We start from the raw sequence: 18,490 nt of genomic DNA on the forward strand, positions 1-18,490 counted from the left end.
CCCCTGCCTCGCCGACGCTTCCCAAGATCGCGCGCACGGCCCCGCGGTCCGAAATCCGTTTGCAAGACAATGCCCTCCCCACACTGTTATTCACCGGGAATACCGCCCGCTCGAGCTGCCGTTTCTTGTCTTTATGCAGTCCGATTATTAGCATATTTAGGGCATCTCCCCGGGCAGCAAGGTCCGCCCGGGCGCTTCCATCTCATGAGGTGAAATCCTATGAACGCAGATATCGCTATCGTCGGTGCCGGTCCCGCGGGCATCTTCACGGCTCTCAAGCTCATCGAAGAGCGGCCCGAGACCCATATCGTCTTGTTGGAAAAGGGCTTTCCAGTAGAAAAGAGGCATTGTCCCAAAGATAAAACCGGTCATTGCGTAAACTGCCAGCCCTGCAATATCACCACGGGCTTTTCGGGCGCGGGCGCGTTCTCGGACGGGAAGCTCTCCTTGTCCTACGAGGTTGGCGGCGATCTTCCCGAGCTGATCGGAGCCGGGAAGGCCCAGAAGACCATCGACAAGGTGGACAAGATTTACCTCTCCTTTGGCGCAGACGCGCACGTCGAGGGCGCGGGGCACAACGCGCAGATCCGCGACATTCGCCGTCGCGCCATCCAGGCAGGCCTCAAAATGGTCGATTGTCCGATCCGCCACCTGGGCACCGAGAAAGCCCAGGAGCTCTATCTCGCAATCGAAAACCATCTTCGCGATGCCGGCGTCGAGATGCGTTTTCGCACCGAGTGCCGCGACGTGATTATCGAGAACGATATTTGTCGCGGCGTCATTGCCGCAGGCCCAGACGGAGAAGAGCGCATCGACGCCAAGCGCGTCATCGTGGCCACCGGACGCCGCGGCGCCGATTGGCTTGAGCACCTATGCTCCGAACACGGGATCCTCCATACGCCGGGACCTGTCGATGTGGGCGTGCGCGTTGAGATGCGAAACGAAGTTATCGAGGACGTGAACGAGGTTCTCTACGAGGGAAAACTCATTGGCTATCCCAATCCCTTCCGCAACAAAGTGCGCACGTTTTGCCAAAACCCCGGCGGCTTTGTGGCGCAGGAGAACTACGACGGCGGCCTTGCGGTGGTAAACGGTCACTCCTTCAAGGAGCGGAAATCCGAGAACACCAACCTCGCCATCCTGTGCTCGCATAACTTCCGCGAGCCGTTCAACCAGCCGATCGCCTATGCGCAAAACATCGGCAGGCTCTGCAACATGCTGGGTAACGGCCATATCCTCGTGCAGCGCTTTGGCGATATCCTCAACGGCAAACGCACCTGGCAAAAGGAGCTCGATCAATCAAACGTGCGCCCCACGCTGCCGGATGCCGTCGCGGGCGACATCACGAGCGCGCTCCCCTACCGCACGATGACCTCGATCGTCGCGTTCATGCTCGCCGTGGACAAGGCCATCCCCGGCTTTGCCTCTGCAGAGACGCTCCTCTATGCGCCCGAGCTCAAGTTCTACAGCAACCGCGTGACCATGGACAAGGAGTTCACCACAAGCGTCGCCAACCTCCATTGCCTGGGAGATTCCAGCGGTTGGACGCGCGGCCTCATGATGGCCTCGGTCATGGGATACCTCATGGGCGAGCGCTTGGCAGCGGAGGTGTAGGCCAACGAAACAGCACCGACGACAAGGCGAGCCCACTGTCGTATAAAAAGCGAGACGCCCCTGCAGGACACACGGTCATGCAGGGACGCTGTTGTGTGCAGCGGTGCAGCGGCAGCATTTTGCGCAGGGTGCCGCTCAGTCTTTAACTCAGTCTTTAAGGTAGTTGTACACCGCCCGTGAGTAGAGCAGCGCTCCGTATTCAGACGGGTGCGAATAGTCCTGGAAGAAGTTCTTATCGTACTCGTGGGATGAGAAGTCAACGTAAGGCACGCCGGCCTCCTCACACGCCCGGCGAATCATCGCATAGTACTCCTGTCTGACAGACGCGGTATACGCCGTCTGGTCATACATAAAGCCGTTGACCGGTTGGATAACCACAAGCGGAACCATGCCCGATTCCACGCCTGCCGCAAGGGCCATCTTGAAATCCTCGTACTCCTGCTGACTAAAATACTCGCCGCCGCGCACCTTCCATGTGGCCTTGGCTCCCTCAAGCCATGCCTCGCCACGCTTTTGATACCAGTTCTCGTCCACAGCAAAGGTCTTGTTGCGCGATGTGCCCGCCAGATCGTGCGTCGCACTCGTCTCAAGCTCCGTCCAATTGGGAGTCGACGGCGCAGCGCCCGGGACGCGCGGTGATGGTACTGCCGCGCGATTGTTCTCAAGTCGCAACCGCGCGTCATCGACCGCCGATGTCATCGTGCGATCGAGAGTATCGGGAAACGAAGAGAAAGGCGAGGAGCCCTTCGTAACACGGACGCCGTACTCGCCCAGCCGCTGCGTCACGCGCTCCTTAAGGTCTGCGGATACATGGTCGTTTTCCATGAAGGCATCGTAGGCATCGCGCGAGAACATGGCCGGAAGATGATCTTGCGGTGCGCGATAGCACATAAACCACTGCATGCTCGCAAAGAGCACACTGCGGTCTTGCCCCGTCGTGCCGCCGAGCGCACCCATCTCGACAGCTTGCCAAAGGCTCTCGCAGGTAGCGCGGCCCACGGTAAGTGTGCTGATGCCGTATTCGCCGTTCAAAAGGAGCTTGCTGGGATTCATGGCGCCACCATGGCGCGGGCTCAGTTCAGACGAGCCAAAGACAAAGCGAGGATTGTAGCCCGCCTTCGCACGCGCCGCGTATTCGCCGGTCACGAAATGATAATTCGACGCCTGGACATAGGAAAGATACGCGACAAACGCCGCATCCCCCGCGTCCGACGCGCCGATACCCAGCGTGCCTCTCGCCCCAGGCACCATCAGGGCCACGCAAATACCAGCAGCAAGAGCAAGGGCCGCCGCGACGGCCGCCAAGCGCTTGAAGGGCGCACGGGACATGTGCGTTCACCACCTTAGAATGCCGAGTACACCGGTGCTGCCGGCGCACCGTAGGGCGAGAAGAGGAAAAACCAGACGAGTATCGCTGCAAGCAAAAGCACCAAGGCAAGCCATGCAGCAAGGGCAGAGCAAGAGCCTGCGAAGAACCACGCACGAACACGTTTCGCAAAAGGATACAAGCGCGCAATAGGCCCCGTCGTCTTGCGCGCGCTCACAAGCGCACCTCGATCTGATGGATGATCTTGTTCACGGTGTTCATCTCGTCGCGGTCCACCGCCGTGGGCGCAATCTGCACGCCAAACTCCTCCTCAATAGCCACGAGCAGCTCGATAGCCGCCATGGAATCGAGCAGGCCCGCGTCGAACAAGTCGATATCGCGCTCTTCGCGCACCGCATCGTCATCACAGATGTCCTCGAGCATATCCAGGACCTTTTCTTCAGTGTTTACCGTAGCCATCTACATCATCCCTTCGACGATTTGTTGAACCTGACCGGAGAACAAGGCGAACCCCAAGAAGACAAGCTGCATGGTCACTGTCCACGAAAGCGCTCTGTACCAGGTCTTTTTCTTATTGCGTTTGTAGAAACGGGACTTCTTTTGATAGACCTCTGTAGCCGCAAGAAGAATCCCGTGATAGGCGCCGTATGCCAGGTAACTCGGCGTAAGGCCGTGCCAAGCACCCATAAACAGCATGTTCACCATATAGGCGGCACAAGCTGTTTGCAGCCTGGTCGAGAACACGTGGCGGCGCGCAACCACGCGCGTAAAGCGCATGAACACGAAATCGCGCAACCAAGTAGAAAGCGTGATGTGCCAGCGATTCCAAAAGTCCTTGATGTCCACGGCAGCAAACGGCGCGCGGAAGTTGCGCGGGCAGCGAATGCCAAAGCAGTAGCTCGCACCCATGGCCATGAGCGAATAGCCGGCAAAGTCAAAAAACAGGTAGATCCCGTAGCCGTAGGCATAGGCGACCTGGTACGCCACGCCGGTAAGACCAAGGTTCGCCAGTTTAGGGATCCCACCGATGCCCACAGCCGCAACAGGGTCGTACCAGTCGCGCACGATGGTGGCGATTACCAGCTGGAAGACCGCGCCCACCAGCAAAAGTACAATGCCACGTGTGAGCAAGTCGGCATATTCATCGCGTTGATACGCATGATGCGCATCTTCGATAAAGCGGCGAGAGCGGTCGATGGGCCCCGAGGTGATCTGCGCGAAAAACGTCAAGAAGTAGAGGTAATCGACAAGGGGCAGCTCGTCGATCAGCCCATCGCGGATCTCGATGATCACCTGTACCGAGCGAAACGTGCAATACGAGATGCCCATGAATCCCAGGAGGCCCACGCCCGAAGCTGCACTCAACTTGTAAACAACGAGCGGGGCGCACGTGAGAGCGAGTGAGGCACCGTAGACCGCCATGCTGCGCGCGCCGCGCTTCCAGCTGCCCAGTGTCAAAAAGACTCCCGCACAGGACAGAACGACAAACAGCAAGAACGAGCATGCCGCGGCGCGGTCTGACGCAAAGAGAAACGCAAGCATAATGCACGAAGCGGCAAAACCGTATCCGCGAAGCGGACGCTCTGCCAAGCCCAATATCGCTGCAGGCACGACAAGCGCCGCCAGCACGATGAAAAAGGAAGCCGAGGTGAAAAACACCATGGTGCTAACCGTTCTGTAGGGACGCGAGCGCATGACGGTCGAGCTTGCCGTTCCCCGTGACGGGAAGCGCCGGCACAAAGATCACACGACGCGGAACCATGTAATGTGGGAGCGTCTGCTTGATTTGCTCTTTGAGGGCAAGGCCGGCACGGAAGTCCGACAGGGTGCGCTCCTGCGCACTCACCACATAGGCCACCAAGTGTGAGATGCGCCCCTCGCGCTTGGCCGCGACAACGGCGCACGACGCCACCTCGGGTAGGCGCTGAAATGCCGCTTCGATTTCGCCCAACTCGATACGAAACCCGTTGAGCTTGACCTGCAGATCCAAGCGACCGCGATAATGCAGCATGCCCCGGCCGTCCAAACGCCCCTCGTCACCCGTGCGATAGCTCCTCACAGGAATGCCGTTTACCTCGGCTGCACCAAAAGCGTGCTCGGTTAAATCCCGCCGGCCCCAATAGCCTGCAGCAACCGTATCGCCCTCGATGACGACCTCGCCCCATGCACCCGCAGGAACATCGTGCCCCTCATCGTCGACGATGCGCAGGCGTGTACCGGGACGTGGACTTCCCACAGGCAAGGGCGCGGCAGATGCAGCCATCTCGTCGCTCACCACAACTTCCGTCACCGCCACCGTGGACTCAGTGGGGCCATAGGTGTTGATGATCGTCGCGTTCGCAAAGCGCTCGCGCAGACGGCGCACCGTCTTGTTGGCGAGCGTCTCGCCGCAAAAGATGAAAGTGGTGAGGACCGGCAGGAGCTCGGAGGAAAACTCGGGGTTCGCCAGGCACATGTCGGCAAACGAGGGCGTGGACACCCAAATGTTCACGCTGCTTTTGGCAAGAGCACGCAGCAGGCCGACCGCACCCTGGGACGCTTCGCGCGTGAGGCTGAACAGGCCTCCTCCTGCAGCCAGGGCGCCCGCGAGTTCAAAGACCGAGAGGTCGAACGAGAACGGAGCCTGGTCCAAGAAGACGCAGCCTTCCTTGTCCGTGCCGCCGAGAGCCAGATCCCAATCGCAAAAGTTGTCGAAGCATGCGGCCGTAACCTCCACACCCTTGGGCGCGCCCGTAGAGCCAGACGTAAACAGCACGTATGCCAAGTCCTCGCCACAGATCCAAGACTCGCGCTTCGAAACGCTGCCAGATACCGCCGCAGCACAAATCTCTTCGGCATCAATCACCTGCACGAACGAGGACTGTACCCCCGCCGTGTCACCTTCGACCGAGAGGAGCAGCTCGCCGCCCACTTGCTCGGCGATAGATGCCACGCGCGCGGCCGGCACCGAATGAATGTCGACGAGAACATATGGATGGCCGCTTTTCATACACGCTAAAAACGAGGCGACCATATACGGAGACTTGTGGCCGCGCACCACAACGGGCGCTGCGGCACTGAGTCCAAGTGCAGACAGATGCTCGGCAATGCCTTCGGAAGCCCGCCAGAGCTCGGCATAAGTCATCGATTCGCCCGATGATGTACGAATCGCGGTGTGATTTGGATCGCGCTGCGCATGGGCGCAGATGTAATCGAGATACCGCATCGGTTAACCTCCCTCACAGCTCGCGACAGGGGATGCGCCGCGAAGTAGGCCTGTTTTAGCACTCGCCCTCAGACAAGAACGAACCAAAGCCATTACGTGACAAAACTGAAAGCGGACAACAGGGGTATCACCCACCGTCCACATTCGGCATCTTGCATGAGGGGGGGTACGTCAAGTGGCGCTTGCGAACAGCCTCAAGGCCTCACAAAGTGGGCGAGCTGCCCGCAATGGAAATCTGTCAAGCCGGAGAAAAGGCGCACCGGCACCCATGCGGCGCGACCCATGTCGTATGATAATGAGGTTTATGTTATGCATGGTTCAAGGCGCAGGCTGCATGCCCGCGACCGCCGCCGTGCACCGGCACGAGTAGCCACTACCAACAGGAAGGCAGCAGCAATGGTCTCTCGCATCTACGTGGAGAAAAAGCCAGGGTTTGACGTGGAGGCGCAGCAGCTCAAGGCAGAGCTCACCGAGATTCTCGGCGTGAGCGGCCTGACGGGCGTTCGCGTTATCAACCGCTACGACGTTGAGGGCATCAGCCAGGAGCTTTTCGATTCCTGCGTTCCCACCGTGTTCTCCGAGCCCCAGGTGGACGTGACCTACGCCGAGCTGCCCGACTGCGGCGACGCGCCCGTGTTCGCCGTGGAGTTCCTGCCTGGCCAGTTCGACCAGCGCGCAGACTCTGCAAGCGAGTGCGTGCAGCTCATCTCCCAGGGCGAGCGCCCCGACGTGCGCTCCGCCAAGGTTTATGTGCTTGAAGGCAGCCTTGCGCAGGCGGACGTCGAGGCCATCCAGCACTACGTGGTGAACCCCGTCGAGGCGCGCCTCGCGAGCCTCGAGCTTCCCGCAACCCTCAAAGTCGACGTGCCCGAGCCCGCTCCCGTCGAGGTGCTCGACGGCTTCCGCGAGCTTGACGAGGCCGGTCTCGCCTCGGTCATCGCCGAGCGCGGCCTTGCCATGGACGAGGCGGACATCGCGTTTTGCCAGCAGTACTTCCGCGAGGAGGACCGCGACCCCACCATCACCGAGATTCGCGTGATCGACACGTATTGGTCCGATCACTGCCGCCATACCACCTTTGGCACCGTGCTCGATAACGTCGCCATCGACGACGACGTCGTGCAGGCCGCCTTCGACCGCTACATGGAAATCCGCCACGAGCTGGGCCGTGACGCCAAGCCCGTATGCCTCATGGACATGGGCACCATCGGCGCCAAGTATCTCAAGAAGACCGGCCAGCTCACGAACCTTGACGAGTCCGAAGAGATTAACGCTTGCACCGTCAAGGTGACGGTCGATGTCGACGGCGAGGACCAGGATTGGCTCTTCCTCTTCAAGAACGAGACGCACAACCACCCCACCGAGATCGAGCCCTTCGGCGGTGCTGCCACCTGCGTGGGCGGCGCCATCCGCGACCCGCTCTCCGGCCGCAGCTACGTGTACCAGGCCATGCGCGTCACCGGCGCATCCGACCCCACGGTCCCCGTGTCCGAGACGCTTGCCGGCAAGCTTCCACAGCGCAAGCTCGTGACCACCGCTGCCGCCGGCTACTCCAGTTACGGCAACCAGATCGGTCTTGCCACCGGTCAGGTCAACGAGCTATATCACCCCGGCTACACCGCCAAGCGCATGGAGGTCGGCGCTGTCGTGGGCGCCACTCCGGCTTCCCATGTGCGCCGCGAGTGCCCCGCACCCACCGACAAGATCATCCTGCTCGGCGGCCGCACCGGCCGTGACGGCATTGGCGGCGCCACCGGTTCTTCCAAGACGCAAAACACCGACTCCATCGAGACCTCCGGCGCCGAGGTGCAGAAGGGCAACGCCCCTGTCGAGCGCAAGCTCCAGCGCCTGTTCCGCCGCGGCGACGCCTGCCGTCTCATCAAGCGCTGCAACGACTTTGGCGCCGGCGGCGTCTCCGTCGCCGTAGGCGAGCTTGCCGACGGCCTGTACGTCGACCTCGACATGGTGACCAAGAAGTACGAAGGCCTCGACGGCACCGAGCTCGCCATCTCCGAGTCCCAGGAGCGCATGGCATGTGCCGTGGCCGACGAGGACGTCGAGGAGTTCATGGGCTATGCCGCCGAGGAAAACCTCGAGGCTACCGTCATCGCCGAGGTCACCCAAGAGCCGCGCATGCGCATGGCTTGGAACGGCGTTGCCATCGTCGACCTATCCCGCGAGTTCCTCAACTCCAACGGCGCACCCAAGCATCAGGAGGCCCATGTGGTCGCCCGCAGCGTGTGGCAGCCAAGCTGGGAGGGTACAACGCTCGCTGAGCGCATGACCTCGCTCGTCACCGACCTCAACGTCGCCTCCAACAAGGGTCTCGCCGAGCGCTTTGACTCCACCATCGGTGCCGCCACCGTGCTCATGCCCTTCGGCGGAAAGACGCAGCTCACGCCTTCCGAGGCTATGGTCGCCAAGTTCCCCGTAGACGGCGAAACCACCACGGCATCCGCCATGTCCTGGGGCTTCAACCCCTTCCTCATGGAGGCAGACCAGTTTGCCGGCGCCTACCTCTCCGTCGTAGAGAGCGTGGCCAAGCTCGTTGCCGCAGGTTTCGAGCATGAGAAGGCGTACCTCTCTTTCCAGGAGTACTTCGAGCGCCTGCGCACCCAGCCCGAGCGCTGGGGCAAGCCTGTCGCCGCAGTTCTTGGCGCCCTGATGGCCCAGATCGACCTCGGTGCCGGCGCCATCGGTGGCAAGGACTCCATGAGCGGAAGCTTTGAGCAAGACGGCCAGGAGCTCAACGTCCCGCCGACGCTCATCAGCTTCGCCGTGGCCGTGGGCCGTGCCGCGCGCGCCGTCTCCCCCGAGTTCAAGGCTGCCGGTAACCGCGTGGTACGCATCGCGCCGGCTGTCTACGGCGAGGATTATCGTCCCGACGCAGCCCAGCTCATCGACGTGTTTAAGCTTGTCGAGAGCCTGACCGCCGCGGGCACCGCGCTCGCCATCTCCACGCCCGGCTATGGCTGCGGCGCCGAGAGCCTCTTCAAGATGTGCGTGGGCAACCAGCTTGGCCTCGAGCTTGCCGACGACGTGGATGTCGAGAGCCTCTTCACCCCGATGTACGGCAGCTTTATCGTTGAGCTTTCCGAGGACGCCGAGCTTGGCGATGTCGCCGAGGGCGTTGTCGTGGAGCCGCTTGGCACTACCGTCGAGGGCTACGTACTCGAGACCGCCAATGAGCAAATCGACCTCGCGCAGCTGCAGGAAGCCTGGGAGGGCGGCATCGAGAGCGTATTTAGCTATCGTCACGGCGCAGCCGACCTTGAGGCCCAGCCGGTCGAAAAGATCGACTTTACCGCCAAGGACATCCACGTGTTCAGCGGCGCCAAGATCGCCCGTCCGCGTGTTATCATCCCCGTGTTCCCCGGCAACAACTGCGAATATGACACCGCCCGTGCCTTCCGCACCGCCGGCGCCGAGGCCGATACCTTTGTGATCAACAACCTCTCGCCCGAGGCTGTTGCCGAGAGCACCCATGAGCTCGCACGTCGCATCCGCGAGAGCCAGATCGTTATGATCCCCGGCGGCTTCTCCGGTGGCGACGAGCCCGACGGCTCCGCCAAGTTCATCACCGCGTTCTTCCGCGCCCCCGAGGTCACCGAAGCCGTTCGCGACCTGCTGCAGACTCGCGATGGCCTGATGCTCGGCATTTGCAACGGTTTCCAGGCGCTCATCAAACTGGGTCTTGTGCCCTATGGCGATATCGTCGACGCCACGCCCGACGCGCCCACGTTGACGTTCAACACCATCGGCCGCCATCAGAGCCGTCTGGTTCGCACGCGCATCGCGTCCAACCTCTCGCCCTGGCTCTCCCAATGCCAGATGGACGATCCCTATACCGTGGCCATCAGCCACGGCGAGGGTCGCTTCGTCGCCAACGACGAGGTGCTCCGCACGCTCGTGGCCAACGGCCAGGTCGCTACGCAGTACGTGGATGAGGCCGGCATGCCCAGCATGAGCCTCGGCGTGAACCCCAATGGCTCCGTTGCCGCTATCGAGGGCATCACCAGCCCCGACGGCCGCGTGTTTGGCAAGATGGGTCACGTGGAGCGTCGCGGCGATAACCTCTACAGCAACGTTCCGGGCAACGCATGGATGCCCGTCTTCGAGAGCGGCGTGGCATACTTCGCGTAAGCACTTCGCGGCACATCGATTGCAGTGTTAGGCGTCGGCCCTTTGGGCCGATGCCTTTTTACACCGCGCTGGCAAACTTGTTTCTAGCAGCCCCCGCTCTGCAGATGCGCCCGCCCTCGGGCTGGATGCGCTGCACCCCGCAGCCGTACCTCCAGCAGCCGTACTCCTTGTGGGATCGGCAACACTCGCCCACCGAGCTCGCGATGCGCCGAGCAGTGCGTTCCGTCCTCGCTCGCCGCGGCCTGTCCTCGCCCACCGTGCGCTATTCCCGCCATATCCCTCAACGAGTGGCGGTAAATCACTCATTTTGAAACGAGTGGCGGAAAATCGTGCACCCTACAGCAGATTTCGCTTCCAGGACGTTTCAAAAACCGCCACTCATTCGGAAATGTTCGAAAAGCCGCCACTCATTTGAAGCCAGTCCGCTCTCGAGCGGTGACTATCGACGCAAGGCTCGTCCCTCTCAAGCCGTTACGTTTCAAAACCGCCACTCATCAGCGGGTATCAGCTAAACAGGAGATCTTTCGAGCAGCGTTCGCGTTTTAAGGTGACTCTCGGCCTCATTTTTCAAAACTCATCGAAATGTGTACCCTAAAGCCAAACATGCCAAGTAGGCACTTTATTACCCCCTCAAAATCCTGGGGTTTTATCCATTGACTAAAGCAGCTACTCGTCAAATCTCAAAACAGGGTACACATATCGAATTGTTTTGTATAAGTAGCATTTTTCGAACGGCAATTCTTGTTCGAAATGATTCCGGATATCGCTCGCGAAGCAACACTTGCCTTCCGAAAGGCGTTAAAGCACGGTAACATACCGCGGTGCGCTGTGAATAAAATCAGGCACATCGGCCTGGTCGTGTATTATGGGGACCTATGACACGCGAACGTACCAACAGACCATTTTTGGGGACCTTGCCCGGCTTGATACTGGGCTGTCTTGTTAGCTGCGGCCTTTGGGGCTCGGCGTATCCTTGCGTCAAAATCGGCTATGAGCTGTTTGGCATCACCGGCTCAGACGTCGCTTCGCGGCTCGTCTTTGCCGGCACGCGCTTCACCATTGCCGGCATTATGGTTGTCGTCGGCGTTAGCATCGCGCAGCGTCGGGCGCTTTTACCCGCCAAGCGCGACCTGGGCGCCATCGGCATCCTTGCGCTGTTCCAGACGGTGCTGCAGTATTTCTTCTTCTACGGCGGGCTTAGCCATGCCGCCGGCGTTACCAGCTCGATCATCGGAGCGGCCGCTTACTTCTTTGCCATCCTCTTTGCAGCCCTCATCTTCAAGACCGAGGGCCTCACCCGCAAGGCGGTCATTGGTTGCGCTATCGGCTTTGCCGGCGTCGTCCTTGTGAACCTTGGCGGCAGCGGCGACACCGCGTTCTCATTCGCACTCAACGGAGAGGGTTTCATCCTGCTCAGCAGTGTTGCAGGCGCAATCTCCACCTGCTTCATCGCCGTCCTCGGCCGCACTCATGACTCCGTTTTGCTCTCGGGCTGGCAATTTGTCACCGGAGGCGTCGTGCTACTTTGCTGCGGCCTTGCCATGGGAGGAAGCCTTTGCCCCATATCCCCCGGGCCCGCATTCGCCCTCATCCTCTATATGGGCTTTATCTCGGCCATGGCATACACCCTCTGGTCAAGGCTTCTCGCCGCAAATCCTGTGAGCCGCGTGAGCATCTTTGGGTTCATGACGCCCGTCTTTGGCGCGGCGATGTCTGCAGTGCTCCTGGGAGAGACCGACGCCGTGAACCCCTTGTTTGCCCTCATCGCGCTCGCGCTCGTAAGCGCGGGCATCGTTATCGTCAACAGACCGAATAGCCAATAGATGTAAGCGCTCCCACCCCTCGTGCTCGCCACATACATGCAGTAAGACCCCCGAGCCCCTCCTTCATCGGCTCGGAAGTCTTGATTTGCGCCGCGTGGAAGTAAAAAGAATTGAAGCCAAAAAGCAGGGTCAACAGGCTGCGGAAACGCGCACGACAAGCCGAGCAAGGTATCCCCAAGTCAAAACCATCGCAGCCCGAAACGCTCACGTAACACAAGGCCACTAGGATGCTAAGTCAACAGGTGGCAGGGAGGCGCCGCCGCAACGGCTGCATATGTGTGGCGCACGCTACATCGCAAGCCACCGTTTGAACCGGCGCCCATCGGCCAAGCCGCTCATCGAGGCAAAGGGGCAAATCCATATGACCCAAATCAAACCGCTTGGCGCGGAATTCGAAGAATACCTGCGCGACGAATCGCGCAGCGTCGGATCGGCACAGACCATCTCGTTCCCCACGTGCGAGGACGAGATTCGCTCCGTGTTACGCAAGCTGTACCCCGCCGGCACGCCCATCACCGTGCAAGGCAGCCGCACCGGTCTTGCCGGTGGCGCCGTACCCGCCGGCGGACACGTTATGAACCTCTCGCGCGCATGCTCCTACCTGGGCCTTCGTCGCGACGATACGGGCGTGTTCTACCTGCGCGTGCAGCCCGGCGTGATCCTCTCCGAGCTGCGCAAACATCTTGCCAACAAGTCCATCCCCGCGCACGGATGGGACACCGCGAGCCTTTTGGCACTCGACGAGCTCTATGCCGGCCCCGAGCAGTTCTTCCCCACCGATCCAACCGAGGCTTCGGCCTGCTTGGGCGGCATGGCGGCATGCAATGCATCGGGCGCACGCAGCTACGCTTACGGCCCCGTGCGCGGCCATATCTCGGCTTTGCGCATAGCACTTGCCAACGGTGACGCCCTGTCGCTGCGCCGCGGCGAGGTGCGCAGCCACGGACGCCGTCTCTCGCTTAAAACCGAGTCGGGCGCGTCGCTCGAACTCGACCTCCCTACCTACCAGATGCCCCATACAAAAAATGCCTCCGGCTACTATGTCGGAGACGATATGGACGCTATCGATCTGTTCATTGGCAGCGACGGCACTTTAGGCGTCATCTGCGAACTGGAGCTCGCCCTCATGCCGGTACCCGCCGTGACTTGGGGAGTCAACTGTTTCTTTGGGACCGAAGAAGCCGCAATAGCCTTTGTCAATGCCGCGCGCCCTGCCCTTGAGCGCGCCGCGGCAATGGAATATTTTGACGCCGAGGCCCTCGACATCCTACGCCAGCAGCGCGAAGCGAGCACCGCTTTCTCCACCCTGCCCAAACTCGATGCACACTATGCCTACTGCGTCTACGTGGAGCTTGAGGCAGACTCGCAAAAAGAGGCCACGTCCGAGCTCACCCGCTTGGGAGAGCTTCTTGAAGCACATGGCGGCAGCCGGTACGACACATGGGTCGCTCGCACGGATGTCGACCGCGAGAGCCAGCGCTTCTTCCGTCATGCGATTCCCGAAAGCGTCAACATGCTCATCGACGAGCGCCGCCGCACCTTCCCCACCATCACCAAACTGGGAAGCGACATGTCCGTGCCCGACGACCGCCTGGCAGACGTCATCGCCCTCTATCGCAGCTCTCTCGCCGAAGCCGGCCTCGAATCTGCCGCATGGGGACACATAGGCAACAACCACCTGCACGTCAACATCCTGCCGCGCAACGACGCGGATTACGCCGCCGGCAAAAAGCTGTTCTTGGAATGGGCCGCTAAGGTCACCGAAATGGGAGGAGCTGTCTCGGCGGAGCACGGTGTGGGCAAGATCAAGCGTGATTTCCTCACAGTCATGTACGGCAAGGAGCACATTGCCCAAATGGCCTCCCTTAAAGCCCGGCTCGACCCCAAAGCGCAGTTGGGCCGCGGCAACCTGTTTGCGCCCGAAACGGCAGACGCTGCCCGTAAGGAGGCTGAGTAGCATGCGCATCATAGCCTGCGTCAAGGCGGTGCCCAGCAGCACCGAGGTAAAAATGGACCCCAAGACCAACACCATCGTGCGCGATGGCAAACAAGCGGTTATCAACCCCTTCGATGCCACGGCCCTGGAATGTGCCCTGCAGCGCGTGAAGCCCTGGCAAACCAAGGCGCAGACGTCACCGTAACGGCACTTTCTATGGGAATTCCCGCCACGGCAGACCTCCTGCGCGACTGCGTGGCACGCGGGGCAGATTCCGGCGTGCTGCTCTCGGACCGCACTTTTGCCGGCGCCGACACTCTTGCCACCTGCTACGCGCTTATGCTCGGCGTCGAACATATTGGAAACCCCGACCTCATCGTTTGCGGAAAGATGGGGGTCGACGGCGATACTGCGCAGATCGGCCCCGAACTTGCAGGTGCGTTTGATATCCCCTGCGTCACCGATATCTCCGAAATTCGTGAGGTCGCCCGCGACCACATCGTCGTGACGCACGTCACCGATGAGGGCCACGACGTCGTAGAGGTCCCCCTGCCAGCCATCATCACCGTGGGAAAAGACGTGGCACAGCTACGCATGCCCAGCATCGCCGGCGTGCTCGCCGCAGAGGATGCCTCGATCGAGATGCTCACCGCGGCAGATGCGGGCGCAGACCCTGCCCGCTGCGGCCTTGCGGGATCTCCCACCCAGGTCGTACGCTCGTTTGTTCCCGAGCGCACCCATGACTGCACATTTATTGACGGCGATATCGACACCCAGGTGCGCGCCCTCGCCGATCTTCTTGAGGAGCTGAGCTAGATGAGCGGACTTTTGATTGACGCCGAGGCTTGCGTCGGATGCGGGCGCTGCGTCCGCGCCTGCGCCTCGGGCGGCATCGTCGTTACGGGCGAACGACCCAATCGCTGCGCGCACGTCACCGACTCGTGCATCCTGTGCGGATCGTGCGTGGACGCCTGCCCGGTAGGCGCCCTTTCGATTGAGCGTGATAAGACGCAGACAGATATCGACCTGTCCTCCTATCGCGATATCTGGGTTTTTGCCCAAACAAACTCGACGGGAGCCGTGCTGCCGGTCGCGTTTGAGCTGCTGGGACGCGCACGCGAACTTGCCGCCCAGCGCGAATGCCGCGTAGTCGCCGTTTTAGGGGAAGCCTCGGATGTCGACGATGCTGCAGCGAATGCTTTGGTCGCCCACGGCGCCGACGAGGTGCTGCGCTGTCAAGACGATCGCCTGGAAGCAAACGACCCGAGCGTCTTCGCTCACTGGATCTGCGCCCTCGCTCGCGAGTATCGCCCTGAGGTAATCCTCTACGGCGCCACCGATTTTGGCCGCGAGCTTGCACCGGGCATCGCCGTGCGTCTGCAAACAGGCCTCACCGCCGACTGTACCGTGCTCGAAATCGACGAGAAAACCGGCCTGCTGCATCAGACGCGTCCTGCCTTTGGCGGCAACCTCATGGCAACCATCATGTGCCCCGCGCATCGTCCGCAGATGGCAACGGTTCGCCCCGGTATCTTCTGCGCGCCGGAAGCCGACGCCAATCGTACGGGCAAAGTGACCGATGTCGAGCTTGACGCAGCTGTCGCCTCACATGTGCGCGTGGTTGAGCATATCCCCGCCGATAGCCAGGCGTCGATTGCCGAAGCCAAACGTCTGCTCGTGTTGGGCCGCGGCATCGGCTCGAAGAAGAACCTACCGGTAATGCGCCGTCTAGCAGAGCTGTTGGGGGCAGAAATCGGCTGCACCCGCCCCTTGGTCGAAGCCGGTTGGCTCGAGTACCGCCATCAGGTTGGCCAAACAGGCGTCTCCGTTGCGCCCGAGCTGCTCATCAGCCTGGGCGTCTCCGGCGCCATTCAGCACCTGGCAGGTATCAGCGGTGCCCAAACCGTCGTCGCCGTCAACGAAGACGCCGATGCCCCCATCTTCAACGCCGCGCAATATGCCGTCGTCGGCGACTGCGTGGAGGTGGCCCAGCGCCTTATCGCCCAGCTCGAAGCCCGATAGACCATCCGCGTCGCGAGGGCGCTGCCCGCCCCCCACCGTCGCCGCCCGCGCCCCCGCCATTGCAGAATGTCGCCACATAAATGAAGCAGAAAATCCCTTTTAGACCGTGAGGCACCTGAGCTAAAGGGGATTTTCTGCTTCATTTAAAAAGACGCCGCGTGCGCCCGGCACCAGCCAGAGCGCACGCGGCGGCCCGCATTGTGAAAGTGACAACTAGACGAGCTTGCCGGCACAGTGATCGGCCATGTGCTGAATCATCTGAGCCTCCCAGCCCACAAACTCGCCCTTGCGATGACGGAGCTCGCCATCGACAAACTCGTCGTAGGACAGTTTGATCTTGATGTAGCGCGTCACTCGGGAGATACCCTCGTGCGTAAGGCAGGACTCCTCCACCTTATCGGCGCCCAGACCAAAGAGCACCTTGGGGTTGGCCATCACACGCACGGTACCCGACTCGTCCTCGAAGGCGAACAGCGCGCGGGTGACGCCAATCTGGTTCGCGGCCAGGCAGCCAGCGTTCTCCAGGCATGCAAGCGTGTCCGTAAGGTCGGTGGCGACAGCAATGTCCTCAACGGTCGCAGGCTCGCAGGGGGTGCTCAGCAGCACCTCGTCGGTCACCAATTCCTTGATCATGGGTCAACTCCTCATCTATCGACAAAACTGCATCTAGAGTAGCAGAGCGAACGGCACTCGCCCGCGGCGGATATAAGCCGCTGCGAAACCGTCATCTAGCCTTATCTTGACTCAAAAGAGCAACCGGTTGGAAATATTGTCCACATGCTGTGGATTTATCCAAGCACCATACGGTAGAGTGTAGGACGTTGTAAATCTGCGGAAGCGATCCGCAACAGCGAAAAGGGGATTCATGGAATCGTTCTTTAAGTACGGTGAGCGAGGCTCGTCCTTCGGCACCGAGGTCCGCGCGGGACTGACCACGTTCCTTGCGATGGCCTACATTATCGCCGTCAACCCGGCGATACTCTCCGGCGCCGGCATCGACGGCGGCGCGCTCGCCTGCGCCACCTGTCTGGGCGCCGGCATCATGACCATCTGCATGGGCATCTTTGCCAACCGCCCGCTCGCCTGCGCCTCGGGTCTGGGCATCAACGCCATGGTCGCCGGCATTACCGCCACCATGTGCGGCGGCGACTGGCACGTCGCCATGGGCGTCATCTTCCTTGAGGGCGTCGTCATCTTGCTGCTCGTTTTGTGCGGCCTGCGCGAGGCTATCATGGATGCCATCCCGGTAACCCTGCGCCATGCCATCTCCGTTGGCCTAGGCCTCTTCATCGCCCTCATCGGCCTGGCCGACGCCGGCATCATCGTCGCCGGTAACGGCACCCTCGTGGGCCTGGGCGACGTCACCTCCCCCACCTTCATCGTCGGCATCGTCTCGATTATCGTGACCGTGGCACTCGCCTCCCGCAACGTCCCCGGTTCGCTGCTCATCGGCATCATCGTCGCCGTGCTCGCCGGCATCCCGCTGGGCGTCACGCAGGCACCGACGGGCATCGTGGCACCGCTCAACCTCTCGACCTTTGGCGCCCCGTTTGCCGCCACCGCCGACGGCAGCCTCGCCATCGTGAAGGTCCTCACCGACCCGATGCTGCTCGTTGTCGCATTCTCCCTGCTCATGAGTGACTTCTTTGACACCATGGGCACCGCTATGGCCGTAGCCAAGCAGGGCGAGTTCCTCACCGAGGACGGCAATGTCGAGGACATCCGTCCGATTCTTATCGTTGACTCCGTGGCAGCTGCCGCTGGCGGTTTCATGGGCGTCTCGTCCATCACCACCTTTGTCGAGTCCACCTCGGGTGCCGCGGACGGCGGCCGCTCCGGCCTCACCTCCGTCACCACCGGCGTGCTGTTCATCCTCGCCGCGTTCTTCTCGCCGATCGTCTCCGTTGTCTCCAGCGCTGCCACCTGCGGCGCCCTGGTCTACGTTGGCTACCTCATGATGACCGAGGTCACCGAGATCGACTGGACCGACGTGTCCCAGGGCTTCCCGACGTTCATGATCGCCGCCGGCGTGTCCTTCACCTACTCCATCTCCGCCGGCATCGGCCTGGGCTTCATCGCCTATGTCATCGTCGCCATCTTCACTGGCAAGGCCCGCGAGATCAAGCCGCTCATGTGGATCGCTGCCCTTGCGTTCCTCGTCTACTTCTTCGTAGCGTAAGCGCACAAGCCATATCAAACCAGCAGAGCGCGGGGCCGCATAAACGGCTCCGCGCTTTTTTGATTGTTGGGGAGCAACTCCGTTCACTCCTTGGCCATGACCGCTGTTGAGCGGCGGGTTTTCTTTCGTTCCCGATTATCGGGTGGCGGGTTTTCTCTCGCTCCCAGTTATCGGGTGGCGGATTTTCATTCATTTCCAATCGAGTGGCGGTTTCTCGCTCTTTTTTCGTCGAGAAGCCGCG

At 61.2% G+C, this 18,490-nt stretch carries 13 protein-coding genes; 8 read left to right on the forward strand and 5 right to left on the reverse strand.

Annotated features, from left to right (window positions below):
- The first annotated feature begins 219 nt into the window (after positions 1-219).
- The gene (locus tag HF320_RS06000) at positions 220-1,614 is read left to right on the forward strand and encodes an NAD(P)/FAD-dependent oxidoreductase (protein WP_169277518.1); all 1,395 of its coding nucleotides are present in this window, start codon (positions 220-222) and stop codon (positions 1,612-1,614) included.
- A 147-nt stretch (positions 1,615-1,761) separates the two neighbouring features.
- Here the strand turns inward: HF320_RS06000 and dltD are convergent, their stop codons facing one another.
- From dltD to dltA, 4 genes are all read right to left on the reverse strand, one after another.
- Positions 1,762-2,943, reverse strand: a complete 1,182-nt coding sequence (gene dltD, locus HF320_RS06005; protein ID WP_169277519.1) for a D-alanyl-lipoteichoic acid biosynthesis protein DltD — start codon at positions 2,941-2,943, stop codon at positions 1,762-1,764.
- A gap of 211 nt (positions 2,944-3,154) precedes the next feature.
- The gene (gene dltC, locus HF320_RS06010) at positions 3,155-3,400 is read right to left on the reverse strand and encodes a D-alanine--poly(phosphoribitol) ligase subunit DltC (protein ID WP_169277520.1); all 246 of its coding nucleotides are present in this window, start codon (positions 3,398-3,400) and stop codon (positions 3,155-3,157) included.
- Positions 3,401-4,603 carry a D-alanyl-lipoteichoic acid biosynthesis protein DltB gene (dltB, locus tag HF320_RS06015; protein WP_169277521.1) on the reverse strand — a complete coding sequence of 401 codons (1,203 nt, stop codon included), beginning with the start codon at positions 4,601-4,603 and terminating at the stop codon, positions 3,401-3,403.
- A 4-nt stretch (positions 4,604-4,607) separates the two neighbouring features.
- A complete protein-coding gene (dltA, locus tag HF320_RS06020) occupies positions 4,608-6,146 on the reverse strand; it encodes a D-alanine--poly(phosphoribitol) ligase subunit DltA (RefSeq protein WP_169277522.1) in 1,539 nt (512 codons plus the stop codon).
- A gap of 396 nt (positions 6,147-6,542) precedes the next feature.
- Between dltA and HF320_RS06025 the strand changes: the two genes are divergently transcribed.
- The 6 genes from HF320_RS06025 to HF320_RS06045 all read left to right on the forward strand — a co-directional run bounded on the left by HF320_RS06025 (position 6,543) and on the right by HF320_RS06045 (position 16,070).
- A complete protein-coding gene (locus HF320_RS06025) occupies positions 6,543-10,289 on the forward strand; it encodes a phosphoribosylformylglycinamidine synthase (protein WP_169277523.1) in 3,747 nt (1,248 codons plus the stop codon).
- Positions 10,290-11,164: 875 nt separating this feature from the next.
- Positions 11,165-12,112 (forward strand): DMT family transporter, encoded by a 948-nt coding sequence (locus HF320_RS06030; RefSeq protein ID WP_169277524.1) that lies wholly within the window; start codon positions 11,165-11,167, stop codon positions 12,110-12,112.
- A gap of 361 nt (positions 12,113-12,473) precedes the next feature.
- Positions 12,474-14,069, forward strand: a complete 1,596-nt coding sequence (locus tag HF320_RS06035) for an FAD-binding oxidoreductase (RefSeq protein WP_169277525.1) — start codon at positions 12,474-12,476, stop codon at positions 14,067-14,069.
- 1 nt (position 14,070) lies between these two features.
- Positions 14,071-14,253, forward strand: a complete 183-nt coding sequence (locus HF320_RS09085; RefSeq protein WP_248276642.1) for a hypothetical protein — start codon at positions 14,071-14,073, stop codon at positions 14,251-14,253.
- A gap of 11 nt (positions 14,254-14,264) precedes the next feature.
- Entirely contained in the window at positions 14,265-14,864 is a 600-nt protein-coding gene (locus HF320_RS06040; RefSeq protein ID WP_248276643.1) for an electron transfer flavoprotein subunit beta/FixA family protein, read from the forward strand.
- Positions 14,865-16,070 carry an electron transfer flavoprotein subunit alpha gene (locus HF320_RS06045; protein ID WP_169277526.1) on the forward strand — a complete coding sequence of 402 codons (1,206 nt, stop codon included), beginning with the start codon at positions 14,865-14,867 and terminating at the stop codon, positions 16,068-16,070. It begins immediately after the preceding gene.
- A 213-nt stretch (positions 16,071-16,283) separates the two neighbouring features.
- Here the strand turns inward: HF320_RS06045 and HF320_RS06050 are convergent, their stop codons facing one another.
- Positions 16,284-16,703: a peptide deformylase gene (locus HF320_RS06050; RefSeq protein ID WP_169277527.1), complete on the reverse strand. Its 420-nt coding sequence runs from the start codon at positions 16,701-16,703 to the stop codon at positions 16,284-16,286.
- A gap of 232 nt (positions 16,704-16,935) precedes the next feature.
- Here HF320_RS06050 and HF320_RS06055 point away from each other — a divergent pair, with 232 nt between their 5' ends.
- Positions 16,936-18,249: an NCS2 family permease gene (locus tag HF320_RS06055; RefSeq protein ID WP_169277528.1), complete on the forward strand. Its 1,314-nt coding sequence runs from the start codon at positions 16,936-16,938 to the stop codon at positions 18,247-18,249.
- Positions 18,250-18,490: the final 241 nt, after the last annotated feature.

The organism is Collinsella acetigenes, from assembly GCF_012844445.1.
GTDB classification, from domain to species: Bacteria; Actinomycetota; Coriobacteriia; order Coriobacteriales; family Coriobacteriaceae; genus Collinsella; species Collinsella acetigenes.

Coding starts and splice junctions, on each gene's coding strand:
- HF320_RS06000 (WP_169277518.1), top strand. CDS start 220: ATGAACGCAGATATCGCTATCGTCGGTGCCGGTCCCGCGGGCATCTTC.
- dltD (WP_169277519.1), bottom strand. CDS start 2,943: ATGTCCCGTGCGCCCTTCAAGCGCTTGGCGGCCGTCGCGGCGGCCCTT.
- dltC (WP_169277520.1), bottom strand. CDS start 3,400: ATGGCTACGGTAAACACTGAAGAAAAGGTCCTGGATATGCTCGAGGAC.
- dltB (WP_169277521.1), bottom strand. CDS start 4,603: ATGGTGTTTTTCACCTCGGCTTCCTTTTTCATCGTGCTGGCGGCGCTT.
- dltA (WP_169277522.1), bottom strand. CDS start 6,146: ATGCGGTATCTCGATTACATCTGCGCCCATGCGCAGCGCGATCCAAAT.
- HF320_RS06025 (WP_169277523.1), top strand. CDS start 6,543: ATGGTCTCTCGCATCTACGTGGAGAAAAAGCCAGGGTTTGACGTGGAG.
- HF320_RS06030 (WP_169277524.1), top strand. CDS start 11,165: ATGACACGCGAACGTACCAACAGACCATTTTTGGGGACCTTGCCCGGC.
- HF320_RS06035 (WP_169277525.1), top strand. CDS start 12,474: ATGACCCAAATCAAACCGCTTGGCGCGGAATTCGAAGAATACCTGCGC.
- HF320_RS09085 (WP_248276642.1), top strand. CDS start 14,071: ATGCGCATCATAGCCTGCGTCAAGGCGGTGCCCAGCAGCACCGAGGTA.
- HF320_RS06040 (WP_248276643.1), top strand. CDS start 14,265: ATGGGAATTCCCGCCACGGCAGACCTCCTGCGCGACTGCGTGGCACGC.
- HF320_RS06045 (WP_169277526.1), top strand. CDS start 14,865: ATGAGCGGACTTTTGATTGACGCCGAGGCTTGCGTCGGATGCGGGCGC.
- HF320_RS06050 (WP_169277527.1), bottom strand. CDS start 16,703: ATGATCAAGGAATTGGTGACCGACGAGGTGCTGCTGAGCACCCCCTGC.
- HF320_RS06055 (WP_169277528.1), top strand. CDS start 16,936: ATGGAATCGTTCTTTAAGTACGGTGAGCGAGGCTCGTCCTTCGGCACC.